We start from the raw sequence: 24567 nt of genomic DNA on the forward strand, positions 1-24567 counted from the left end.
CTCCTTATAAATAAAATGCGAATTTTGCTAAAATCACAATAAAAAGCCCCAAAATCAATGCTAGAGGATGAATAATCTTTGCTAGCGGATTTGACTTTTTTAAAAGATAATGAAAAGTGAGCGAAACAAGCACCGCAAAGAAAATCAACAAAGCCAAAAAGGCTTTTATCACTAGAAGTTGTTGCAAAGTTGTATTCCAATATCCTATTTCACTTCCTATATACCGACTTATCATTGCCCCACCACTAAGCACCAAAACAAGCAAACAAAAAGGCATAATTTTGCCCCCTCTCTTGCTAATCACACTCCACATTTGGTTAGCAAATTCATCGCCTAGAATCTTTCTAATGGGGGTTAATAGCACTACATCAACAAAGATAAAACCCAAAAAAATAATAGCGCAAATCAAGTGTATTGTTAAAAAATAAGGGTAAAGCATATCCATAAGAATCCTTTAAAATTTAGCAAAAGGATAGCATAAGCCATAAAAATAAATATTGATATATGTTAAGTTTTGCTATACTTCAAGAAAATGGTTAGGATTTTGGAAATGCAAGATTATTTTAAAATGCTTTATGGGCTTGGCTATAAACGCTTTTATAACAAAAATGAAATTTTATTTTTTGAAGGGGAGATTCCTAAGAAAATTTTAGTAATTTTAAAAGGAAAGGTAAGAATCTATAAAACCACACAAAACAAAGAAGAAACTTTGCATTATATAGAACCTCTTAATTTTATCGCTGAAATGCCTAGTTTTTTGCAGATTCCATATCCTGCAAGTGCAGTTTGTATGAATGAATGTGAAATATTAGAGATTGATTTAGAAATTTTTAAAAAGCAGTGCATAGGGAATGTGGATTTTTGTCTCCCTTTTATTGCCTCCCTTTGTCAAAAAATCAAAATTTTGGAAAATCACATTTCAAAAAACTCTCAAAGCCTCAAAGAAAGAGTTAAAAAGTTTGCGTTAGAAAACAAAGAAGAATTACAAAAGCTCACCCAAAGACAAATCGCACAAAAACTCAATACAAGCCCAGAATCACTTTCAAGAATCCTAAAAGAGCTTAAAAACGCAGGTTTCATCAAAACACAAAAAGGGAAAATCATCATAGTTTGATGAGGCAAAATCAAAACCGATAAAGTGAGATTTGGTACCACATAATAGTTTTTGGAATTTCGTTGCTGTGGTTATTAAAAGATTTGTAATTTTGGAGGGTTTATCAAGTGGATTTATACTTCTATAAATTCATTAATGCCCCAAAGGGCATTTGGATTATTATTGTTTCAATCCAAGAAGAGTGTTTAGAATCTGGTCAGAAGTCGTAATGGATTTGGAGCTTGCTTGGAAACCTCTTTGCACTACGATGAGTTGTGTTAAACCGCGGCTTAAGTCGGTGTTACTCATCTCTAGTTTAGAAGCTTGAATATTTGCTCTTCCCCCTGTCCCTGCAGTTCCGATAGTTGCTTGACCAGAGTTTGGTGATTCGGAGTAGAGGTTGCTTCCAGATTCTTGCAAACCTTCATAGTTAGCAAAGGTTGCTACTGCTACTTGAGCTAAAGCAAGATTTTGCCCATTGTCAAACTTCCCTATCATTGTCCCTGTGGCATCAAAATAGAAATCTTGTAGCATGCCAGAGGCATAACCATCACCCGTAACTTTATTAGCTTGAGATTCTGCTGCGGTGCTTGTTAGTCCGTCATATCCTCCGCTTGTCCCAAAGTCTAAATCAATGCTTTGTGGGAATGCCGCTCCATTATTGGGTTTAAATTGAATGGTAGAAGGGTTAAATCCTAGAATCTCCCCTTGCTCCCCAAAGGTTACGCTTCCGCCCTCTAAGATATTAGGTCTTTGTGCGCTTGCACCGATAATTTCTGCTGGCTCTGGCACGATGATACGCCAATCCCATTGATTGCTAGCAACTTTGGTAAATTCAATAGAAAATTCATGCTTATTCCCCAAACTATCATAAATATCAAGTGTTTGTGCGTAAGTTGCCATTCGTAAGCCCGCTGTGCTTGTTACATTTCCACCTTCTACCAAAACACCTGTATTCATTGCTTTCATTTGGTTTTTGAAAAGCACATTGGTGGTGGTTAAATCGTCATTGTATGCTGAAACAAAGATATTGAGATTATCAAAGGCTGCACCTTGCACGCCATTTGCTACATTTACTCCATCATCTTTGTTGTTGATTTCAAATTGCCCTGTGCTATTTAGTTTAACGCTTACAGTGTAGTTACTTTGGAGGAATGTTGCACCTGCACCTTGCATACCATTAGCAGCTGCAGCAGAATCTCCGCCAAACTCTTTGACTTTATTAGCATCTTGTTGCAATAACGCACGCAAATCTTCTGTCGTTCTAAATTGTCCAGAAGTAGAATCAGCATCGGTTTGGAGTGTGTAAGTGTATTTAAAAGCTGTAGTAACTGTAACAGCACTATCAAGTTGATTGGGGTTTTCACCAAATCCTAGTGCAGCACCACTTCTACCTGTAACGCGGATATTTTTATTGCTTCCATCTCCATCCAGTTGGTTGGTGTTTTGCAAAATAAGTGTATCCCCTCTTGTGAGAGCTTCTACCCCTGTGGTGTCTTTGAAATTGTTAATTGCTACTTGAGCAGCTAAGAGGTTGGAAGATCCTGAAGTATTTGGGTCATTTGTCCATGTGATAGTTACTCCATTAATCGTAATGCTTGAAGTTCCATTATGGGTTGCATCAATTTGTAATGGTTCTGTGGTAGCAGTTTGGTAGCTTACCCAAATCCCTTGTCCTTCTTGGAGTTGCAAGGCTTCACCCGCATCATTAAACATTACCCCCATATCTTGAGCAACTTCGATTTGTTTGTCGGTAGTATCATAGATTCTATCTAATCCTCCAGCGATATAGTTATTATCCGCTGCAGTATCAAGCGGACTTGGACAAGTTGTGTTTTCTGTTTTGGTTCCGCTTGTGAGGTTGATATTTCCTGTTACGCTTGAAGTGGCTTTTGCTGGGATAGTAAGGCGAGGATCGATTGTGATATTTCCAACAGGTCCTGTGGAATCTACGCGGTTGATATTTCCACTTCCGCAATTACAATTAAGTTGAGATAAGTCTCTTACCCAACCTTGCACAATATAACCGCTTGTTGTTACAAGATTTCCTACTGCATCAAAACTAAATGCACCATCTCTTGTATACATATTAGTAAAACCACCATTGTTGCTTACAACAAACATACCATTGCCCTCTAGGGCTAAATCGGCTTTTCTATCGGTGTTTTGCAAAGAACCTTGTGAGAATACTTTTGTAGTAGTTTCAATCCCCGTTCCAAGTCCAACAGAATAATCATTCACTCCTCCATATCCTGCATAAGGAATCGTAGCTGAGCGTTTGGTTTGGCTAACCATTGTAGAAAAATCTGCACGAGAATATTTAAAACCATTGGTATTAACATTTGCAATATTGTTTGATTCAACATCAAGAGCGACTTGATGAGCTTGCATACCGCTTACACCTGACCATAAAGATCTTAGCATTTGTAATCCTTTATTAAGAAATATTTGTTTTATGTAAAGCAAATATTATTCCACTTTTGATAATCATACATTTTGGTAAGTAATTTAATGGCTTAATGATTTTGCAAAGCTAAAGGAATTGAAATAATTTGAAGCTAATAAGATTTAGATTCCCCCAAAACGCCTTTGACGCAGTGAGAACTCTTGTAGCATTTGCTCTAATTCTGCGGGGCAAAAGTCTGGCCATAAGGTTTTGGTGAAAAATAATTCTGCATAGGCGCTTTGCCAAAGTAAGAAGTTAGAAAGTCTTTGTTCCCCTCCTGTGCGAATTAGCATATCTACTTCTGGGATTGTCGCGGTATCGAGATTTTGGGAGATAGTTTCTTGAGTGATTTCTAGTTTTTGGGCTTGTATTTTTAAAAAAGTGCGTCTTAGTTCATCTTTGGAGCCATAATTTAATGCAAGAATTTGAGTAAGTCCATTGCATTTTTCTTGGGTAATGGATTGTAGATAGTGGATTTTTTCTTGTAATTTTGGCGAAAATGTAGAAATATCGCCGATGACTTTGAAGCGAATATTTGAATCTAAATAGGTTTGCTCTTGTTCTTGGAGGTATTTGTCTAAAAGATTCATCAAAAAATCAATCTCGCTTTTGGGGCGATTCCAGTTTTCTGTGGAAAAGGCATAAAGAGTTAGATAGCTAATGCCTTTTTTTGCACAAGTTTCTGTGATAGAATGGATTGTTTTTGCACCTTCTTGATGTCCAAAGAATCTCGGTTTAAATCTATTCTTTGCCCATCTTCCATTGCCGTCCATAATAATTGCAAGATGTTTTAGCATTTAACCCTCTAAATCTAGCAAAAAATCATTGAAATCATAAAGTGGAGCGATTTTGCTATCTACATTAATATGGGCTTGAGAGATAAAGGCAAGTTCGTGTAGATTATTTTTGAGAAGTCTTGCAACACTTTCATACATTACACTAATATCAAGTCTAATTTCGCCCTCAATATTTCTTAAGATTCCCCAAGTAGCACCTAGGTTGGCAAATACAGAATAAAATTCAAGTGCATTTTGGTTTTCGAATTTTTTTTTGCGTAGTTGCATTAAACCATCTTTTTTTTCGTCATCATAATGTAGGGGAAGTGTTAAAACTTTGTGCCTTAAGGACATTAGCATATGGCTTAGAAAGGTAAATTCCCATTTGCTTTCTGCATTGGCTAATCTATCGCTAAGAAAGTTTTTCATTGTATCAAAGGGATTTGTCCCATCTTGCAAAAATTCCTGTAAAACTTCAGAGCTTAATTTCAATGGCATATTTTGATCTTTGAGTAGATGAGGTTGTTTGATGAGATTTGAAAGCGTGATAGAACCGCTAGAGTTTTTGCCCATCATCGCCCAGTATTTACCTCCGATTTCTAATTCTTTGATACTTTTGGTTTCCATTGCAATGTTGCCAACCTTTATCATATAGCGGATACCTTGGAGCTTTTCCATTACTTCTAAACGCATAGGCAAGGCAGCATTAAATTGCGTGGGTTTGCTTGCAGCATTTTGGAGTTGGTTTTGCACTTGAGCGATTTGTCCCATTTGTTTAATCATAGGTTTTCTGCCTCTTGTAAGATTTTTAGTGCCAAAGAAAACTTATCGCATTCCCCCAAATCTTTTTTGCCTGTTTTGTCAATCCAAACAATGTGATTTTTTTGTGAATTAAGGGGGGTAAAGTCTTGTGTGATTTCATTTAAGCAAATTGCATCCAAGTGTTTTTCTTGTAAGGCTTTTGTAGCATTTTGGATTCCATTTTGGCTTTCGAGTTTGAAACCTATGGTGTATTGTTTGGGGGAGAGGCTTTGTAAAATATCAATATTTTTTTTCAAAGCAAGATTCCAATCTTTGCCGATTTGTTCTTTTTTGAGTTTGTAATTAAGGGGATTTTTGGGGATATAATCGCTAATAGCAGCACTCATAAACAAAAAAGGGCGTTTGTTGGAGGTGCTAGAATTTTGCCATTTTTGTATAGATTGTAGAAAATCTTGTGAAGTTTCTGTATGGATTGTTTGGATTGCAAGGGGAAGTGTATAAGGCAAAAGGCTACCTATGTAAGTAACATTAGCCCCCAAAAAATAGCTTGCTAAGGCTAAAGAAGCCCCCATTTTGCCACTAGAATAGTTGGAGAGATAACGCACACTATCGATTTTTTCTCTACTTCCCCCACTGCTAATGCCTATTTGCCTATCTTGCCAAAAATCTTTTTGATAAAATGCGCGTATCACTTGATAAGTGATTTCCAAAGGTTCTGCTAATGCACCATTGCCTATTTGCTTGCAAGCTAATTCTTTGCTTTGGGGGTTTATAATGCTAATTCCCCTTTGTTTGAGGATTTCTAAAGATTCTAAAGTGGCGTGGTTTTCTAGCATTTTGGTGTTGGCAGCTGGGGCAATGAGTTTTGTTTTGTCAAAAGCCAAAAAACTTTCCAAAAGAATATTATCCGCAATTCCATAGGCGATTTTGTTGATAGAATTTGCAGTGCATGGGGCAATAAGGAATAAATCTGCCCAACTTGCAATTTCAATGTGATTGTTTGGAGATTGAGACCATTTTTGTGTTTGGGAGCATAAAACTTCATAATTAGAGAGTGTTTCAAATAAAAGCGGGCGGATAAAATCTTGAGACTTATCACTCATTACAATACGCACTTTAGCACCTAGCTTTTGAAGGTTACGCAAAATTTCTATGGATTTGTAAATAGCAATACTTCCACAAACTCCAAGGGCAATTTTTTTATCTTTTAATAAAGGCGGAAGATTTGGATTCATCGCGTTTCCTTTTTTTGTGTTGTATTTTTGTTTGGAACATAGCCTAAATCAACCATAGCGTTGGCAAGTTTTGCCAAAATGGGACCGCCGGTGCCAGAGCCACTTCCTCCATGTTCAACCAAAAGAGTAATAACATATTTTGGATTATCTGCGGGCAAGAATCCTGTAATCCACGCTTGTGAGCGATGAAAATAATCCATTTCTTCTTCTTTGATTCGCTCTTTATCTTCTTGAGAGATTCCAACTACTTGTGCAGTTCCTGTTTTGCAAGCCAAATACGCCTTGCTTTCCATTGTGGCATAATAGGCTGTCCCACCACTTTGACTACAAACCTGCCTCATACCTTCTCTTAAAACTTCCATTTTTGTTTTTTGGAAGTCATTTAGAACATCTTTTGGGGAGTATTTGAGTTTGTCATTTCCAATTTGTTTTGCAAAATGCGGTGTAGGAAGTTTGCCTGAAGCAATGAGTGCGGTGTAATTTGCAATTTGTAAAGGGGTTGTTAAAAACATTCCCTGTCCTATGGAGCTTATAATGCTATCCCCATCATACCATTTTTGTTTTAAGCGTTGCATTTTGTAACTAGGTGAAGGGACGATGCCTCTGGATTCGTTGGGTAAATCCACCCCGGTTTTTTCGCCTAATCCCATTTGCTTAAGGACATCAGCTACATTTTCAAAATCAACTTTTTGTGATAAGAGATAAAAATATACATCTACACTGCGTTTAATGGCTTTGTAGAGATTTGATTTGCCATGCCCTTCTTTTTTCCAATCGCGGAATTTTCTTCCACCAGATTCGATAAAAGCGGGTGTTATAATCTCTTCATTTTCATCAATTTTGGCATATTCCAAAAACGCTAGTCCCATTCCCATTTTAACAACAGAACCCGGCGGATATAACCCATTGATGATTTTATTGATAAGTGGCTTATAGGGGCTATCACGCAAGGCATTCCAGTTTTTATAAGAGATTCCGCCTACAAAGTGATTGAGATTGTATTCTGGGTAACTTCCTGCGGCTAAAATTTCTCCATTAGTGGCGTCCATAATGATTGCTGCACCATTTTTGCCTTCAAAGATTTTATCCATTGATTTTTGAAGTTGGATATCTAATGTGGTGGTTATGTTGGAGCCTTCAATGGCTTCTTTGTGGGATATGATATCTATTTCTCTATTGAGAGCGTCCATTTTTACGATACGATTTCCAAGTTGTCCTTGCAAAAATATATCATATTGTCTCTCTAGCCCTTCTTTGCCAATGTTTTTGGTGTATTTTGTGATGGGTTGTTTGTCAATGTCTTGTGAATTAGCTTTGCCTATATAGCCTATAATGTGTGAGGCACTTTGATTGTGAGGATAGTAGCGTCTTGCTAGAGGTGTGATTCTTAAAAATTCACTTTGGGATAGTTGGGGATAGTATTTGAGGATAAGGCTGTGTTCTACAAAGTCAATAACAGAAATTAAATCGTGGTTATAAGAGGTATCTTTTTGTTTATATTTTGCAATCAGTTCTTCTTTGGTGTATTGAGGAAAAAATTCTATGAGTTTTTGTATTTCTTGTTCTAAAATTGGCAAATTAGCAGGCAAAGAAAGTCGCGGAGGAAAAGTGAGGGAGAATCCTATATTGTTGGTTGCTAATGGTTCTCCATTGCGGTCAAAAATCTGCCCCCTAATGGGTGCAATCACTTCATCTCTTAAAACATTTTTTGTGGCTTGTTCTTGGTAGTGTTTATTATCAATGATGCTAAGATTAAAAATACGCACTAGTAAAATAAGCCAAAAAAGCACAAAAATACAAAAAATAAAAATAAGACGCTTATTGATTATATTATCCATAAAAATAGCCAAACAAGAATAATTTCAATCAAGGCATAAAAGCCTAGTATCCATGAAAATTCAGGGACATTATAATCAAAGATTGCTCCAAAAAAATTTAAAAAAGCAAAATAGCCAAAATAACCATATAAAATAAACAAAGGAGTCAAAATCCGACTATAACCAAAGAATTTTCGGAATTTTGGTAAGATAACTTTGAAAGAAAACGCCATAAAAAGGATAGTGCTTAAAAAAGGCAAACCTTTGCTTGCTTCAAAAAAGATAAAAAAGGGAACTAAAAAATAAAATGCTCCAAAATCTCCAGATTCGTATTTTTCTTGTGTTAATATATAAGCAACCCCAAAAAGCGGAGGTAAAAGATAGAAAATATCGCTAATAGAGACATAAACAACAATGCCAATAACAATAAAAAAAATTGTTAAATTTTTTTTATCAGTGCTATTTCGTCGCATAGAGGAAAATGTTTGCATAAGATACAATCCGCCCAAATTTTTTGATTAGGAATATTTTCTTTGCTAATTTCATGAAAGCCTAGTTTTTCAAATAATATTCTTTTGTAGGTCAAAACCAAAACTTCACTAATGCCTAAAAAACCTGCTTCTTTTATACAATCCAAAATAAGTTGTGTGGCTACTCCTTTTCTTTGTGCAAAGGGTGAGACAATGAGGCTGCGTATCTCTGCTAAATCTAAAGAATGGATATGGAGAGCGCAAAAACCAAGTAAAACAGGGTTTTTTAAATCTTGTATGCTTTTGTTTTCTAAGGTGAGTTTGTTTTGCGAATTAAGCAAATCTTCTTCTTCCCATGCCAAATGGTAAGAGCGAATCATATTTGCCATTGTATCTAAAGGTCTCTCTAAAATAACGCCCCTTTCTACTTCTGGTTTTAGAATCTCACGCATTTTTGGAATATCTTTGAGTGTAGGTTGGGTAATAATCATTGCATATCTCCTATCCCAAGTGTGTTTTTAATGAGAAAATCCCCTATTAAGCTGTGATTAGATTTTTGAAGAGAGCTAGAAAAGAGTGCTTTTGGGAATTCTTTTTTGAGTTTGGTTTGCTCACTTGCATTGAGTTTATCAAATTTGGTAAAGATTCTTAGGAGTCTTTGGTCTTTTCTTAGAAATTGATGAATAAAATCTATGAGATTTTTATCGGTTTGCAAATGAGGGTGGCGACTATCCACTAAATGCACAAACAATCGTATATTGTCGCGTTTTTGGAGGAATTCTACGAGATTCTTATCCCATAATTTTTTTTGTGTTTTGGAAACTTTTGCATAGCCAAATCCGGGCAAATCAACTAAATAAATCTGTGAAGTTTCTTGAGTAGATTTTTGTTTCCAGTGAGTTATAAAAAAATTGATTAATTGAGTTTTGCCCGGTGTTTGTGAGCTTTTGGCAAGGTTTTTTTGGTTGCATAGTAGATTGATAAAGGTGCTTTTGCCCACATTGCTGCGCCCAAGAAATGCAATTTCGCTTAATAGCGGAGGAGGGCATTGAGAGAGGTTTTGTGCCGAGACAAAAAAAGAGGCTTTAGAGAGTGTAAAATCAATCATTGCTTTTCTTTTTCTAATTTAAAAATAAGGCGCGCTGGAGAATTATCATTCCCTAATACATTAATATAGCCATCTTCATAGCGTATAATGATTTTGTCGCCCTTTACTTTGTTGTTTTTTGCAGGTTCTTCCACAAAGGCATTGCCGATGATTTGATATTCTTGCGTATTGGGTAGATAAATCACTTCATCAGAATTTCCTTGAATCTTTCTATTGTCTTTTAATGTGAGCCAAAAATGGACCTTTCCTATGGCGTGCATTTTTTCTGGACGATTGTTTTTATCAAGGTAAATGTAGGCTTCATCGCACTCTAATTTATCATCCCCGCGTATTACTTGGACATTGCCTTTTAATTGTGTGATTTTGCTTTTTTCATCGGCAATAAGCTCTTGAGCATTGACTACAATTTCATCAGCAAATAATGGGTGCAAAACAAAAAACAATATTAAAAATAAATATTTCATTTTTTATCCGTTTTTAGATTTCCATCAATATTTTTTGCGTAAATTTTACCATTTTTATAGAGAATATTTTTGCCTTTTATGTTGTAATTATCACTAAAAATCATAAAATCTCCTTGACCTAGAATCTCTTTGCTATCAGGGTAATAGTTGGCTTGCTCACTCCAAAATTTAATAGAATCGCGTGAATAATTGATGCCATTTGGAAAAATGACTTTTGTTCCATCATAAAATGCAAGGCTAGATTGCAAAAATTCTTTGGTGGATTCATCAAATAAATAATGAGTAACATTAATGTGCTCTAATTGTCCCGCATCCTTTCCTATTTCTCTTGCATTTTTGCCAATTACAAAGGTTTCAACACCAAGAGGGGAGATTTTGTAATATTCAAAATCTAACATTTCAAAACGAGAAACATTGGCATTCATCTGCCTTTTGGATTCTTGATAATGGCTTAGAGAAAGAACCATTAAAATGCTAAAGATCATTAAAAAAAGAAAAAAATAAACAACGATATTTCCCTTTTTGAGGTTAGAGGCAAAGGATTTTTTGGAGTTAGAGGAAAATCTCATAGAGTTTTGCCTGTAATTTTTCTTTTTTGATAAGATAATCAATCATCTCTCTTACAACGCCTTCGCCACCTTTGTTTTTGAGAACTTTTTTGGCATGTTTTTTGATTTCTTTTGCTGAATCTTTGGGTGCAAAAGAATAATGCACCATTTTAAACATTGATAGATCATTTAAATCATCGCCGATAACAGCCACTTCATTAAGAGGGATTTGGGATTCTTCTAAAATTTCTTTGAGTGCTTCTGCTTTGTTGCTAATGCCTTGTTTGATATAAGTAATATTGAGTTCTCTAGCTCTATTTTCTACAATCTTGCTTTGTCTGCCTGTGATAATGGCGACTTTTTTGCCTAGTTTGATCCATGCTGCTATTCCTAATCCGTCTTTGACATTGAAGCTTTTGATTTCATTGCCATCATTTCCATAAATGATTTGTCCATTAGTGAGGGTGCCATCAACATCAAGTATGATAAGTTGTATCATAAAATGCCTTTTGTGCTTGGAATCTCTATTGTATCATTTTTGACGCAAGCCCTGCGTAAAGCTACACCAAAGGCTTTGAAGGTTGCTTCAATAAGATGATGTTGATTCTTGCCTCTTTTTTGGATAAGGTGAGTGGATAATCCCGCATTAAAAACAAGTGCTCTAAAAAACTCTTCTACAAGCTCGCAATCAAATTCTCCCACTTTGCCTTTTAAATCCACTTCAAAAACCAAAAAAGGACGATTGCTAATATCCAAATCACACTCTACGCAAGATTCGTCCATTACCACTGCACTATTGCCAAATCTTTCAATTTTTTGGATAGGGAAAAGATTTTTTTTGAGAAGTTCGCCAATGACGATACCACAATCTTCTACACTATGGTGATAATCCACTTCCAAATCCCCTTTGCATTCTAGCGTTAAATCCCAATAAGCGTGTTTGCAAAGAGATTCTAACATATGGTTAAAAAATCCAATTCCTGTTTGGATTTTTGCTGTGCCTTTGCCATAGACTTCTAGGCTTGCTTGAATTTGTGTTTCTTTTGTATTTCTAGTGATTGTTTCCATATTTTACTCCGTGGCGATAAATGCGCCTGTAACTTTTTGTGTTGTGATGAAATCTCTTGCTTCTGCTTCACTTTTAAATCCGCTAAGCATAACGCGATAAATAGGGTATCCATTTAGCATATATTCTTTAATAATGGCTTGATAACCATGGGAAGTGGAATGCATTTGTTGGTATTTTTGCGCCCCTTCTTTCTTCCTAAAAGCACCAATTTGGACTAAGAATCTTGAAAGTTGCATACTAGTTTGCGTGTTGGCTACTTTGTATTCACTTTTTGCCAAAGCTTCTTTGGTGAGAGGCATAGAGCTTGAAATTGAACCATTAAATCCAATTACTTCTATGCGGACATTTGCTGTGCCTTTGGCAATCATATCAATATCCCTTGCAGCACTATTAGATAAATCTATGATTCTACCGCTTACAAAAGGTCCTCTGTCGTTGATTCTTACAATGGTTGATTTTCCATTTTCTTTGCTTGTTACACGCACGATTGTATTCATGGGTAGAGTTTTGTGTGCAGCAGTGTGGGCATACATACTATAAGTTTCGCCATTAGAAGTTTTTTTGCCATGGAAATTTGGTCCATACCAACTTGCAATCCCATCTGATGTTTCGCCTAATGCTACCATGGTTGGATAATACCATTTGCCATTGATTTGATAGGGGCGCATAGTGGCTTTATGTGCTTGTTGGCTATTATTCATAGAGCCATAATTAGGTGTTTTGCTGCTATAGTAGTAAGAATTGCTTGCTTTGTTGCTACAACCGCTAAGGATTAAAAGTAAAAAACTTGCTGTAAAAATAAAATATTTTTTCATTGTTTTAGCCTTTTTCTAAGGGGATAACTATTTCTTGGTTAATAGAGAGAGCATGAGCGTTTTTAATAGCATTGTATTGTGTAATCTTCTTAGATGAAATGCCATATCTCTTGGAAATAGAATAGAGGGTATCGCCTTTGCTAACGCGGTGTAGTAGGTAGGATTTGGTGTGAAGATTGGTTTGATTGAGGTTTTTTTCTTTGTAAGTTGCTAAAAATTGATAGGGCAAATAAACTGAATAGATTTTTGCATAAGTGGGAGTGATATTGCGTTTAAATTGAGGATTGTATTCTTTGAGTTTTTTTAGACTTAAATTGGCTTGATTGGCAATCTTTGCAAGAGGAGTTGCAGGGGTTACTTCAATAGTTGCCAAAAGTGAAGTTGCACCTCTATTTAAAAAGTAATCATAATCATTGGTTTTTAGCATATTGATATTATGAAACAATAAAGAAACAGAAAGAATCTTGCGGATATACATTCGGCTTTCAAAAGGAATGTATTTTTTATCTGCGTCCAAAAGCACACTCAAAGAATCGCTCCCTGCTTCTTTGATTGCCTTTTTTAATTTGCCTTCCCCGCAATTATAAGCAATGGCTGCTAAATACCATTTGCCAAATCTTTCTTTTAAGTCTTTAAGATAGATTATAGCGGCTTTTGTGGATTTAATAGGGTCTTTGCGTTCATCGATTTGTGAATTAATGTCTAGCCCCAAAGCTTTAGCGGTTTTTGGCATAAATTGCCACATTCCTATTGCGCGTTTATTGGATTTTGCAGAAAGTGAGAATCCTGATTCAATCATAGCAAGATATAAAAACTCTTGAGGAATGCCGGCTTTGAGAAACATTTCTTTTAGGGTGGGGATAAATTCATAGCCGTTTTTGAATTTTTGCATTAAATAATTTTGTTGTATATCGTTTAAAAAGGTATTTTTAACATCAATAAAATGCGAGTTGTTTAAGAAATCTGGCTCTACATCAAAAGTTTTTAAAACTTCCTCGCTCTTTGTATCATAGGAAATAGAATCAAATTGTGCAAAAGCAAAAGAGCAAAAAAGCAATAATGCAAAAAATATTTTCATTCAATTAAACCTTGGAAATAAAGTAATTTTTCTTTAGCTAAAAGTATAGTTTTAGATTTTAGCAAAATTTTATCGTGATTCTGCTTAAAATTTAGGCTTTCTTAGTGTTTGATTGCTTTTGCTGAATCTATTTTTAGCTTGAGTTGTTTAAACCATTGTGCATAAGATTCAATTTCTTCTTTTTCTTGTTTGGTGGGGTGATTAAAGAAAAAAAGGGTTTGGTATTCTCTAATAAAAGCTTCATAAATCCATTGAATCTGCAAAAACTCTTGCGGGGAGAGTTTGGGTTTTTGGAGAATTTGGATAAGAATATTGTAGTTTTCTTTGGTTTTGTTGAGAAAATTTTGAATGTTTAATCTTTGTTTGGATTGATTAGCAACACTAAAAGCAGCTTTGTTGTAAAGGTTTTTTTCTAAAGCTAGATTGGCTAGGTGATAAGATTCTTGATAATTGCCTTTGGCAAATTCTTCTTTGGCTTTTCTACTTAAGCTATAAGAGGGGGAGAATTGAAAATATGCCCAAATGAGAATAAGACTGCAAACAACGAAAAATAGCCATTTTTTCATTCAAGATTCCATTTGATTGTGGATGTATTTTTTTGCATTTTCTAAATCCAAATCTTTTACCCAAAGAGGTTCTTTTAGGACATATGTGATTTTGCTAAATGGCTTTGGAATTTCAAATTTATCCCAACTTTTGAGCTGCCAAGCATTATGATAGATAATTTGAGAGATTACAATTGGTTTTTTTGATTTTTGGGAAAGCACAATAATTCCATCAGCAATACTATGATAAGGTCCTCTTGGTCCATCTGGAGTAATGGCTACAAAATTATTTTCTTGTAATTTTCTAATGCTAGAGAGCAAGACTTTGACATTTCCTTTGGAGCTAGAACCACGCAATGAATCGATTTTAAAGTATCGCATAGTTTGGTTAATAATATCTCCATCAAAATGTTGGCTAATTAGCACATAGGTTTTTCTTTGTTTTTTTTTGAGCAGTTTTGAAAAGAGGCAAGGCTGCATTAAAAGCTTTCCGTGCCAAAAAGCAATAATGAAATTTTGATTAGAAGTGATTAAGTCGGAAGTTTTTTTTGGGATTTCATATTTGATTTTGCAAGAAAAATAAAGTGTTTTAATAAGAAGAAATATCAAAGGTGGGGCAAGAGCAAGGAGAATCTTGCGGGTTAAAATTTTCATACGATTTTTAAAGAAGTTCGCCAATGAGTTGCGCTCCCTTTGTTTCTGAAATTCTAATGGAGTGGATTTCCCCAATAAGATTTCTACCTGCTTTTACTCTTATTAGTTTATTTGTATCACTTCTGCCCTCTAATAGCATATTTTGTGCATCATAGCTTTCAAAAAGCACGGAATGGATTTTGCCTATTTGTTTGGCATTATCTTGTGTAAGAATCTCTTTGTGCCTGTCTTTTAAAATGGCTAAACGATTTTTTGCAATTTCTTCATCAACAAGAGAAATTTCGTTATTTTCTAGCCAAGTGGCAGCTTGTGTGTGTGGGCGAGTAGAATAGATGAAGCTATACATTGTATCAAAGCGGACTTTTTCTAAAACATCTAAAGTTTCCAAAAAATCTTCTTCGCTTTCTGTTGGGAATCCCACGATAATATCTGTGCTAATACTTAAATGCGGAATCAAAGAGCGCATTTTTTCAACGCGATTTAAAAACCATTCTTTGGAATAACCTCGTTTCATTTTTTGTAGGATTTTGGTAGAGCCGCTTTGCAAAGGCATATGGATAGCCTTGCAAATTTTGGGATTTTTGGCAACCTCTTCAATAAATTCATCATCCATATGCAAAGGGTGTGGGGAAGTAAAGCGGATTCTTTGTATCCCATCAATCTCTGAAATCTCGCGTAAAAGCTGGGTAAAATTGATTTTGCGATGAGGGCTGGAGAATCTTCTGCCATAGTTATTGACATTTTGCCCTAAGAGTAGAATTTCTTTCGTGCCTTTATCTGCAAGCTTTTTTGCTTCATCTAAGATTAAATGTGCGGGGATTGAGATTTCATTGCCTCTAGTATGTGGGACAATGCAATAGGTGCATTGTTTATCGCAACCAATGGAGATATTAATCATGCCTTTTAGGCTAGAATTTTGTTTGTTGCTAAAAACATAAGTGCTATCATCATAATCAATATCTACCCACGCAACTCGTCCTTGATGGAGAATCTGTGAGATTTTGGAGACATTTCTTGCACCAAGCACAAAATCAACCGCTTTGGAGCGTTTTAGGATATTTTCCCCTAAATGGCTGGCTGTGCAACCACAAATCCCAATTTTTGCATTTTCTTTTTTGATTTTTGCATATTGCCCTATCTCAGAAAAAAGCTTTTTTTCTGGCTTTTCTCGCACACTGCAGGTATTAATGAGTATCAAATCGGCTTCTTTAGGATTTTGTGTTAAGGTGTAATTTTCCTTATCCTCTAATTCGGCAATGATATGCTCGCTATCGCGTTCATTCATCGCACAACCTAGAGTTTCAATAAAGAGTTTTTTGCTCAAAATGGAATCTTTGTGGCGAATTTATAAAATATGAAATTCATACATATAGTCGCCCTCATCTAAGCCATAGCGAACTTCTCTAAAATAAACATGTTTGCCCTTTTTTTCGAAATATTCTATCAATGCCATCATATCTTTGTGGGAATTTTCTTTGTCACAATAGAAAATATCTCCCTTTTTGCTTTCTAGCATTTCCTCTAATTTTTTGATTGCAATTTTTTGAGGTTTGTCATTAATGTGTTCGCGAACTAATTTAATATCCATAACTTTTGCCCTTAAGAAACTTTTTAGAAAAATAGGTAATTATATATGTTTTTTACTTAAATAATCATTTATAAAATTATATTTATGATTTAAACTCAATGCAAAATAAAGCTTGATAAAATTTAAATTTCTTTACTTAATTAAAGATATTTATGGCACAATTTTAAGTAATTTTTAGTGGAGAAAATTATGTTTAATGGTAAAAATATTCTAATTACAGGTGGGACAGGCAGTTTTGGCAAACAATACACCAAAACTTTGTTGGAGCGATATAAACCACAAAAGATTGTTATTTTTTCGCGTGATGAACTCAAACAATATGAAATGGCGCAAGTTTATAATCAGCCATGTATGCGGTATTTTTTGGGAGATGTTAGAGATGAATCAAGACTCAAAGAGGCAACTAATGGGATTGATTATATTATCCATGCAGCAGCACTAAAACAGGTGCCAGCAGCAGAATATAATCCAACTGAATGTATTAAGACTAATATTTATGGAGCACAAAATGTGATTGCGGCGGCTTTGGCAAATGGAGTAGAAAAGGTTATTGCACTCTCCACAGATAAAGCAGCAAATCCTATCAACCTCTATGGGGCAACAAAATTGGCAAGCGATAAATTATTTGTAGCGGCAAATAATATGGCAGGGAGTAGAAAAACGCGTTTTTCGGTGGTGCGTTATGGAAATGTGATTGGTTCAAGAGGTTCGGTTGTGCCATTTTTTAAGAAATTGATTAAAGAGGGAGCTAGGGAGATTCCTATTACAGATATAGAAATGACACGCTTTATGATAACTTTGCAGCAAGGGGTGGATTTTGTTTTGAAGAATTTTGAAAGAATGAAAGGGGGCGAGACTTTTATCCCCAAAATCCCTTCGATGAAAATCATAGATGTAGCAAATGCACTTGCTCCAAATCTTCCACATAAAATTATAGGAATCCGCCCCGGAGAGAAGATTCATGAAACAATGTGTCCTAGTGATGATAGCCATATTACTTATGAGTTTGCAGATTATTTCGTAATTGCACCAACTATTCAGTTTAGTTTTATTACAGATTTTAGTGTAAATGCCCTAGGAGAAAGCGGGAAGTTAGTTCAAAGAGGTTTTGAATATAATTCTGGTTCTAATACAGAGTGGCTAAGCAAAGAAGAATTTTTAGAGCTTACAAAGGAAATTGAATGATACCTTATGGCAAACAAGAAATTTTAAAAGAAGATATTGATAGCGTAGTAGAAGTATTACAATCCCCATTGATTACTCAAGGACCAAAAGCCATAGAATTTGAAGAAAAAATAGCCACAAAAGTTGATGCTAAATATGCTGTAAGTTTTAATAGTGCTACTTCTGCTTTGCATTGTGCGGTATTGGCACTTGGATTAAGGGAGGGGGAGTGGCTTTGGACGACGCCTATTAGTTTTGTAGCTTCAAGTAATTGTGGGCTTTATTGTGGTGCAAAGGTGGATTTTGTAGATATTGATAAAAAAACCTATAATTTAAGTGTGGAGTTATTAGAGGAAAAGCTCAAAAGAACCAAAAAGCATAAATTGCCAAAAGTATTAGTTGCAGTGCATTTTGGGGGACAAAGTTGTGATATGGAGAAGATTTGGGAGCTTTCTAAAAAATATGGGTTTAAGGTGATTGAAGATGCTTCACATGCTTTGGGAGGGAAATACCGCACTTACCCCATAGGGAATTGCAAGTTTAGCGATATTACGATTTTTAGTTTTCATCCTGTGAAAATTATCACAACAGCAGAAGGGGGAGTAGCAACGACAAACAATCCCAAATATGCAAAGAAAATGCAAATGCTAAAAAGCCATGGAATCACAAAAGAAGTCATAGATTTTGAAAACAAAAAAAAGCCAAGCCCATGGTATTATGAACAGCAGATTTTGGGTTATAATTATCGTTTGAGTGAATTGCATGCAGCTTTGGGAATCTCTCAGCTTAAGAGGTTGGATTCTTATATTCAAAGGCGTAATGAGTTAGCCAAGATTTATTCTAAAAATCTAAAAGATTTGGAGATTACTCTACCTTTTGTAGAAACTTATAATTATAGTGCATTTCATTTGTATGTGATTTTGCTCAATAAAAAGTCTGGCATCAAGCAAAGAGAGCTTTATCAAAAGCTTATTGAAGCGGGGATTGCCCCTCAAGTGCATTATATTCCCATTCATTTGCAACCTTTTTATGCGAGGTTTGGTTTTAAAAAGGGAGATTTCAAAAATGCAGAAAAATATTATAAAAACACCCTAACACTTCCTTTATATCCGACATTATCACAAGAAGAACAAAACAAAGTCATTGAAGTATTAAGAAGTAATCTTGCATGCAAGTAGATTGTATTTGTATTATTCCTGCGCGTGGAGGTAGCAAAAGAATCCCAAGAAAGAATCTAAAGGATTTTTTGGGAAAACCCATTATTGCTTATAGTATAGAAAATGCAAAAAAAAGCAAAATTTTTTCCAAAATTTATGTTTCTAGTGATGATGAGGAAATTTTGCAAATAGCTAAGGAGTTAGGCGTATTGCCCCTCAAGCGTCCAAAATCTCTTAGTGGAGATTTTGTAGGGACAAGGGAAGTGATAATACATTGTATTAAAGAGTTGAATCTCAAAGAGGAATGGGTTTGTTGTCTTTATGCGACAGCACCGCTTTTGAAGGCTGCACGATTGCAAGAAGCGTTTTTGCGAAGAGATGATTCTTGCTATCTTTTATCAGCGCTAGAGTATAGCTATTCGCCCTTTAGGGCATTTAGGATTGAGGGGGGAAGAAATAAAATGCTTTTTGCAGAGCATTTTATGAAGCGTTCTCAAGATTTAGAGAAAGTTTATCATGATGCTGGACAATTTTATTTTGCTAGGGCTAAGATTTGGGAAGAAAGGGAAAATATTTTTGAAGATTCTAAGAGTTTTTTGCTACCCTCACAAGAAGTGCAAGATATAGATACTTTGCAAGATTGGCATGAGGCAGAGCTGAAGTATCAGCTACTTAAACAGAAAGAGGAATGAAAAGTTGAGGTATATTAGAGAGACGCATGCTTAGGTTTTCCACTTCTGTGAGAGAAAACCAAAGGGATTTTTGCAAAACTTCTTTTTTGAGCGGTAGGATTTGTAGAGTGTGTTCTTGTCGATTTAGCCAAATAATAGGATTGATTGTATCAGATTGGATTAATTCTACCTTTTTTTCAAATACTTTTTCAATATGGCGGTAATAATCAATGGCTTGTTCGTGATAGTGTGAATCAGGGTCAAAATCATAAAGTCTAATTTTTAATCCAAGTTGTGTTGAAAAATCAAAAACAACCGAAGAGATTTTTTCGGCTTCTTCTAGGTTTTTGGGCAGGATAACTACACTATGAGTAAGGTTTTGTAATGAGGAATTACCAAATTTAAGCAAAGGGATTCCTAAGTCAAAAAGAAAGCCTTTGTGATGGTCAAAAAGAAAATTATCTAGCAAAATTAATCCGATATTTTTGCTATTTTTATCTTTATTGATGATGTTTTTTAGTGAGGTTTCATAAAATTCAATATGCCATGAAATATTTTTTTTATCTAATTGTGGAAGGTTTTTGATTTTTTCAATATCTTCAAAAGATGAGGGGTTAAAAAAGCATAGATGCAATCGTTTGTTTTTGAAATTGTCAAAAAGCCATAGAGTTTGCATAATGTAAGAATCCAAAGAAGCAGATTGCGTAAGATCAAAATAAAAAACAACATCTCTTCCAAAAGGTGTTGGAAATTGCCCGATTTCTTCTTTTATGCGATGGTAAATATCCCAAAGGGTTGTTGGGTCCCCAACCAAAAGCAAAGAATCATTTGGAAAAATAGTAGTGGAGTATTTGGGTAAAATCATTTCATTGTTTCGATAAATAGCGGCGATTTTCCATTTTTTTTGTTTAATAGCCCCTACGCTCCGATAAGCATAAGGACTTCCAAAAGGAACGCTAATTTGCATAATCTCCCCTTGCCCTAATCCAATATATTTGGCGGTGCGTGGGACATTGGGGAATTTTTCAAAAAGTTTTGCACTCAATACATTGTATTCGCATATCATATTGAGCTGTTTGTCTTCTGTAAGTGGCGAAAATTCCCCAAGCATAGTGATTTGAATATTTTTGCTATAAGAGCGGATAATGTTATAAATAATTTCTCTATCTTCTTTTTGGTCTGTAATAATATAACAATCAGTGATTTGTGGGCTTAGAATCTCTTTTAGCTTGCGTGAAGAACAAGGGTCAAATTGATAAGTTTCATAGTATTCTGTTTGGTTGGTGGGCAAAAGATTCTTATCTAAGGATACAAAAATATAATAATTTTTATTAAAATATTTATTTGTAATGGTGCTTGCAAATTCTTTTGCTACAATTCCATCTAAAATTAAAAGCACTTTTCGCATCTATAAGCCCTAAATAAAAAATTTTAGAAATGTAACAAAAAAAGGTTGAAAATGGAATTTAATTTACAAAAAAATGATGGAAATGCTAGAGCTGGAATCTTGAAATTAGCACACGGAGAGGTGCAAACTCCAATTTTTATGCCCGTTGGGACACAAGCTTGTGTGAAGGCGTTGGATTTTGCGGATTTACTTGCTTTAGATGCTCCAATTATTTTGGCAAATACCTATCATTTATATCTGCGACCGGGTGCGGAGATTATAGGGGAATTAGGGGGATTGCATAATTTTAGCAAATTTCCTAGAAATTTTTTGACAGATAGCGGCGGATTCCAAGCTTTTAGTTTGAGTGATAATGTAAAAGTTTCTGAAGATGGAATCTTGTTTAAAAGCCATATTGATGGAAGCAAGCACTTTTTTACGCCCAAAAAGGTTTTGGATATTCAATATCATTTAAATAGCGATATTATGATGATTTTAGATGATTTGGTGGGCTTACCAGCAAGCAAAGAGAGGATTAAGCAATCCATTAACCGCACGACACAATGGGCAAGAGAGGCAATTTCTTATCATAATTTTAAAAAGATTCAAGCCAAAGAATCTGGAGTAAAGCTAACTAATAATATTTTTGCCATTAATCAAGGTGGGACAGATAGGGAATTTAGGGAGGCAAGCGCTAGGGATTTGACTTCTATGGGGGATTTTGATGGGTATGCTATAGGTGGTTTAGCAGTGGGGGAGCCAAATAAGCAAATGTATGAGACATTAGACTTCACCACCCCGCTTTTGCCTAGAGATAAACCGCGTTATTTAATGGGAGTTGGCACACCACAAGATATTGTAGAAGCAATTGCAAGGGGAGTGGATATGTTTGATTGTGTAATGCCGACAAGAAATGCAAGAAATGGGACGATTTTTAGTCATTTTGGAAAACTCTCCATTAAATCATCAAGATTTAGGCTGGATACAAATCCCTTAGATTGCAAATGCCATTGCTACACTTGTCAAAATTTCTCAAGAGCCTATTTGCATCATTTATTTAGGGCAGGGGAGATGAGTTATTTTAGATTGGCAAGCATTCATAATCTTGCGTATTATCTTGATTTGGTAAGAGAGGCTAGAGAGGCGATACTGCAAGGAAAATTTATAGAATTTTATAAGAGATTTTATAGCGATTTAGAAAACTAAATTATTTAAAATAAAATTAAAAAATAAAATATTACAATTATAAAAATTCTTTAACCTGAAATATATTTTATATATTATGCTGTGGGGAGGGGCGTTATGCTAGAATGGAGCAATGAATTTAGCGTAAAGAACGCATATTTGGACAATCAGCACAAACAGCTTTTTCAATATGTTGCTGATGCTTATAACCTCACTAAAAATGGTGTAAAAAATAAAGAATCTCTATTACTTCTAATTAACAAAATTTTAGAGTATTCTAAAGAGCATTTTAGAGATGAAGAAAGTTATATGCAACGCATTAATTATCCTTTGTTGAAAAAACACAAAGAATCTCATCAAAAAATGATTGCCACTATCCACAAGATTAGGGCTAATTTGGGGGATAGTCAAAAAGATAGCATAGAAGTTTATAGTTTTTTGAAAAATTGGCTTTTGAAGCATATTTTGCAAGAAGATAAGAAAATCGAAGCATATCGCAGTCGTTTGATTGATATTAATGAAATACCTTATACTCTTGAGCAACAAACGCAGATTCTTGCGCAAACTTATAATGTTCAGCAAGAGCAGCAACATATTTATATTTGTCTTTGTCCTTTAAAGGAATTTGAAGTCTGTGATACTCTTCATAAAAGTATGCAAATTAATCAAACTCTTTTGCGATGCAAAACATGCAAACAACCTTTGGTGTTTAAAGATATAAAACTTGATGATGAAAAACATTTTGATGCCTTAGCGAAAAAATATTTTCATTAATATGGAGTATGTATGGTATTTGTTTCAAGAGGATATGAAATTTTTGAAAATGTCTCTAATATCTCGCAGCTTTTGGAAGAGCAAAAAGAAGTTTATGGCGAAGAGATAGATTTTTATTTATTGGCTTATGAGACATTCTATAGCAAGCATAATGAAAATCAATTTAAATATGTTCACAACAACAATGTTTTTAATAAAAATTCCAACTATATTGCTAATATTGATATTAAGCAGGTTTATAAAATAGAGATTTGCAGGAAAAAAGATAAAGAAAAAAGCCCTTTTAGTTTTCAACTCATTGAGCAGCAAGATACGCTTTTGAGGGCGAGTTTGGAATGTAGAGGGGGAATTGCTTATTATGAGGGAATGAAGTTTGATATTTACCAAGAGCTTTATAAAACTATGATTTTAGAAGGGTATTTTATTGGGATTAGAGAATACAATAAATTATCTTCCCAAATTGATTTATTTGTCCGCAATATCAAAGAAAACAACCCGACATACCGCGTTTTTTTGGATATTGGGTCTGGTGTTGCAAATCAAGAGGGCAAAAGCGAAGAATTAAAGATTTATCATACAATGCAAGATATAAATTTTAATCATCAAAAAAGTGAAGGATTTATCCCCAAAGTATCTACTAAGGTCGTGCGTAAAGGGGATTTGCTGTTTGATTATATTAAACCAACCAAAGGGCATATTGGGAGGGATTTAAAAGGCAATATTTTGCCTATTGCACCCGTGAGCATTCATGATATTCAAGTGGATTCTAGCATTGTGGCATTAGAGGGGATTTCAAATATTAAATTTCACGCAAGAAAAGATGGATTCCTCAAGGAAATACGCCCTTATTCTTTTATTGTTGATGATGAATTGGATGCTAAGAAGAGAGAAGTAGATAATTCTATAAAGGTGCTTAATATCGATGGTCTTACGCATTCTGATTCTAAGATTCAAGCAGATATTGCTTATATTGGCTCCCATAGAGGAAATATTCAAGCCCAAAAAGTAGTGATTGATGTTTTGGAGAGAGGAGCAGTAGAAGCTAAGGTGGCATATATTAATAGTTCTCTTGGAGGCAAGATTATCGCAGATTATGTTTATATCAAAAATTTACACTCTTATAATGAAATTTATTTTCGTAAATGTTTGGTGATAGATAATGTAGCAGGGGAGCATAATATTTTTGAGTGTAACCCTTCTAGAATCGCATTTGCCAAAAAGGATAGAGTGGAATATATGATGCTAGAAAAACAATTGCAGATAAAAATTAAGCATTTACGAAAAAGAATGGATGAAATTTATACTTATTTGCTAATTTCACAAGGCAAAGTGCATAAGATTTTGCAAGATAATTCTATTGAGCAACTTCCTAAGAATCTCCGAAGTGTTGTTGAACAGTATGAAAAATCTTTGAATACTTATCAAAAACTTCTATTAGAATATAGCGATATTGTCAATCTTAATTATGCTAATAAAACGCGATTAAAAAGTATTGATGAAATGGCTTTGGGGGCTAGGATTATCATTCGTGGTAATTTCCCAAATGGAGAATCTCTTATTAGATTTAATCTTTATGAGGGCAATAGTGTGCAAAAAACGCTAAAAGCAACTTTAAATCAACAGAATTTGTATCGTTTGTTTGAGGTTACTAGTAAAGATGGTCGCTTTAGCGTTGCAAACTCATCTGAATACAATCCAAAATATTGCGATTGGATTTCGGAGTTTTTTCCTAGAGAAAATGAGAAGAATAGTTTTTGAATA

27 protein-coding genes are annotated in these 24567 nt (G+C 34.8%); 7 read left to right on the forward strand and 20 right to left on the reverse strand.

The genetic code is table 11. The features are described 5' to 3' along the window. Window positions 1-4 precede the first annotated feature (4 nt). On the reverse strand, window positions 5-445 hold the full coding sequence (locus JJQ98_RS02730) for a copper resistance protein CopD (protein ID WP_065828683.1): 441 nt from the start codon (window positions 443-445) through the stop codon (window positions 5-7). Between the two features lie 105 nt (window positions 446-550). Between JJQ98_RS02730 and JJQ98_RS02735 the strand changes: the two genes are divergently transcribed. After that, complete coding sequence (locus JJQ98_RS02735; RefSeq protein WP_040499872.1) at window positions 551-1114, forward strand: Crp/Fnr family transcriptional regulator; 564 nt, start codon at window positions 551-553, stop codon at window positions 1112-1114. A 159-nt stretch (window positions 1115-1273) separates the two neighbouring features. Here the strand turns inward: JJQ98_RS02735 and flgE are convergent, their stop codons facing one another. The 18 genes from flgE to JJQ98_RS02825 all read right to left on the reverse strand — a co-directional run bounded on the left by flgE (window position 1274) and on the right by JJQ98_RS02825 (window position 16468). Next, complete coding sequence (gene flgE, locus JJQ98_RS02740) at window positions 1274-3517, reverse strand: flagellar hook protein FlgE (protein ID WP_151104875.1); 2244 nt, start codon at window positions 3515-3517, stop codon at window positions 1274-1276. A 144-nt stretch (window positions 3518-3661) separates the two neighbouring features. Further along, window positions 3662-4336, reverse strand: coding sequence for a di-trans,poly-cis-decaprenylcistransferase (locus JJQ98_RS02745; protein ID WP_060662985.1), 675 nt, complete (start codon window positions 4334-4336; stop codon window positions 3662-3664). Further along, window positions 4337-5098, reverse strand: a complete 762-nt coding sequence (locus tag JJQ98_RS02750) for a hypothetical protein (protein ID WP_104719520.1) — start codon at window positions 5096-5098, stop codon at window positions 4337-4339. Next, a complete protein-coding gene (coaBC, locus tag JJQ98_RS02755) occupies window positions 5095-6312 on the reverse strand; it encodes a bifunctional phosphopantothenoylcysteine decarboxylase/phosphopantothenate--cysteine ligase CoaBC (RefSeq protein ID WP_065838075.1) in 1218 nt (405 codons plus the stop codon). Before coaBC ends, JJQ98_RS02750 begins: the two co-directional genes overlap by 4 nt. Continuing rightward, the gene (mrdA, locus tag JJQ98_RS02760) at window positions 6309-8150 is read right to left on the reverse strand and encodes a penicillin-binding protein 2 (protein WP_210670774.1); all 1842 of its coding nucleotides are present in this window, start codon (window positions 8148-8150) and stop codon (window positions 6309-6311) included. The genes coaBC and mrdA overlap by 4 nt, the downstream gene beginning before the upstream one ends. Continuing rightward, entirely contained in the window at window positions 8138-8620 is a 483-nt protein-coding gene (locus JJQ98_RS02765; protein WP_054195345.1) for a hypothetical protein, read from the reverse strand. Before JJQ98_RS02765 ends, mrdA begins: the two co-directional genes overlap by 13 nt. After that, window positions 8569-9090, reverse strand: a complete 522-nt coding sequence (locus tag JJQ98_RS02770; RefSeq protein WP_060661458.1) for an N-acetyltransferase — start codon at window positions 9088-9090, stop codon at window positions 8569-8571. The genes JJQ98_RS02765 and JJQ98_RS02770 overlap by 52 nt, the downstream gene beginning before the upstream one ends. Next, entirely contained in the window at window positions 9087-9707 is a 621-nt protein-coding gene (gene yihA, locus JJQ98_RS02775; protein ID WP_005021934.1) for a ribosome biogenesis GTP-binding protein YihA/YsxC, read from the reverse strand. The genes JJQ98_RS02770 and yihA overlap by 4 nt, the downstream gene beginning before the upstream one ends. Further along, window positions 9704-10171, reverse strand: a complete 468-nt coding sequence (gene lptA / locus JJQ98_RS02780) for a lipopolysaccharide transport periplasmic protein LptA (protein WP_054198087.1) — start codon at window positions 10169-10171, stop codon at window positions 9704-9706. Before lptA ends, yihA begins: the two co-directional genes overlap by 4 nt. Then, complete coding sequence (locus JJQ98_RS02785; RefSeq protein WP_005021936.1) at window positions 10168-10740, reverse strand: hypothetical protein; 573 nt, start codon at window positions 10738-10740, stop codon at window positions 10168-10170. Before JJQ98_RS02785 ends, lptA begins: the two co-directional genes overlap by 4 nt. After that, window positions 10724-11218 (reverse strand): KdsC family phosphatase, encoded by a 495-nt coding sequence (locus JJQ98_RS02790; protein ID WP_054198088.1) that lies wholly within the window; start codon window positions 11216-11218, stop codon window positions 10724-10726. The genes JJQ98_RS02785 and JJQ98_RS02790 overlap by 17 nt, the downstream gene beginning before the upstream one ends. After that, window positions 11215-11787: an imidazoleglycerol-phosphate dehydratase HisB gene (gene hisB, locus JJQ98_RS02795; protein WP_151104876.1), complete on the reverse strand. Its 573-nt coding sequence runs from the start codon at window positions 11785-11787 to the stop codon at window positions 11215-11217. Before hisB ends, JJQ98_RS02790 begins: the two co-directional genes overlap by 4 nt. A gap of 3 nt (window positions 11788-11790) precedes the next feature. Next, entirely contained in the window at window positions 11791-12603 is an 813-nt protein-coding gene (locus tag JJQ98_RS02800; protein ID WP_151104877.1) for a septal ring lytic transglycosylase RlpA family protein, read from the reverse strand. A gap of 4 nt (window positions 12604-12607) precedes the next feature. Then, a complete protein-coding gene (locus JJQ98_RS02805) occupies window positions 12608-13681 on the reverse strand; it encodes a lytic transglycosylase domain-containing protein (protein ID WP_151104878.1) in 1074 nt (357 codons plus the stop codon). A gap of 101 nt (window positions 13682-13782) precedes the next feature. Further along, window positions 13783-14247, reverse strand: coding sequence for a hypothetical protein (locus JJQ98_RS02810; RefSeq protein WP_054198091.1), 465 nt, complete (start codon window positions 14245-14247; stop codon window positions 13783-13785). Then, window positions 14248-14904, reverse strand: a complete 657-nt coding sequence (locus JJQ98_RS02815; RefSeq protein ID WP_247596666.1) for a lysophospholipid acyltransferase family protein — start codon at window positions 14902-14904, stop codon at window positions 14248-14250. Continuing rightward, on the reverse strand, window positions 14888-16204 hold the full coding sequence (gene miaB / locus JJQ98_RS02820; RefSeq protein WP_115057145.1) for a tRNA (N6-isopentenyl adenosine(37)-C2)-methylthiotransferase MiaB: 1317 nt from the start codon (window positions 16202-16204) through the stop codon (window positions 14888-14890). Before miaB ends, JJQ98_RS02815 begins: the two co-directional genes overlap by 17 nt. A gap of 21 nt (window positions 16205-16225) precedes the next feature. Beyond that, complete coding sequence (locus JJQ98_RS02825) at window positions 16226-16468, reverse strand: HP0268 family nuclease (RefSeq protein ID WP_005021944.1); 243 nt, start codon at window positions 16466-16468, stop codon at window positions 16226-16228. 189 nt (window positions 16469-16657) lie between these two features. On the opposite strand from JJQ98_RS02825, the gene pseB reads away from it, so the two are divergent. From pseB to pseF, 3 genes are read left to right on the forward strand one after another with little or no spacing between them, the layout of a single operon-like run. After that, complete coding sequence (gene pseB / locus JJQ98_RS02830) at window positions 16658-17653, forward strand: UDP-N-acetylglucosamine 4,6-dehydratase (inverting) (RefSeq protein ID WP_065827609.1); 996 nt, start codon at window positions 16658-16660, stop codon at window positions 17651-17653. Further along, window positions 17650-18810, forward strand: coding sequence for a UDP-4-amino-4,6-dideoxy-N-acetyl-beta-L-altrosamine transaminase (gene pseC / locus JJQ98_RS02835; protein WP_065828692.1), 1161 nt, complete (start codon window positions 17650-17652; stop codon window positions 18808-18810). The genes pseB and pseC overlap by 4 nt, the downstream gene beginning before the upstream one ends. Then, window positions 18801-19481, forward strand: a complete 681-nt coding sequence (gene pseF, locus JJQ98_RS02840; protein WP_151104879.1) for a pseudaminic acid cytidylyltransferase — start codon at window positions 18801-18803, stop codon at window positions 19479-19481. The genes pseC and pseF overlap by 10 nt, the downstream gene beginning before the upstream one ends. Here the strand turns inward: pseF and JJQ98_RS02845 are convergent. Continuing rightward, window positions 19462-20868, reverse strand: coding sequence for a COG3400 family protein (locus tag JJQ98_RS02845; RefSeq protein ID WP_054198097.1), 1407 nt, complete (start codon window positions 20866-20868; stop codon window positions 19462-19464). The two genes, pseF and JJQ98_RS02845, sit on opposite strands and share 20 nt — an antisense overlap. Before the next feature lie 51 nt (window positions 20869-20919). Here JJQ98_RS02845 and tgt point away from each other — a divergent pair, with 51 nt between their 5' ends. The 3 genes from tgt (at window position 20920) to JJQ98_RS02860 (ending at window position 24564) form a co-directional block, all read left to right on the forward strand. After that, on the forward strand, window positions 20920-22053 hold the full coding sequence (gene tgt / locus JJQ98_RS02850) for a tRNA guanosine(34) transglycosylase Tgt (protein ID WP_151104880.1): 1134 nt from the start codon (window positions 20920-20922) through the stop codon (window positions 22051-22053). Between the two features lie 96 nt (window positions 22054-22149). Next, window positions 22150-22806 carry a bacteriohemerythrin gene (locus tag JJQ98_RS02855; protein WP_054198099.1) on the forward strand — a complete coding sequence of 219 codons (657 nt, stop codon included), beginning with the start codon at window positions 22150-22152 and terminating at the stop codon, window positions 22804-22806. 12 nt (window positions 22807-22818) lie between these two features. After that, the gene (locus JJQ98_RS02860) at window positions 22819-24564 is read left to right on the forward strand and encodes a flagellar assembly protein A (protein WP_151104881.1); all 1746 of its coding nucleotides are present in this window, start codon (window positions 22819-22821) and stop codon (window positions 24562-24564) included. The last annotated feature ends 3 nt before the right edge of the window (window positions 24565-24567 follow it).

The sequence above is a fragment of the Helicobacter pullorum NCTC 12824 genome, assembly GCF_017979475.1.
GTDB lineage: Bacteria > Campylobacterota > Campylobacteria > Campylobacterales > Helicobacteraceae > Helicobacter_D > Helicobacter_D pullorum.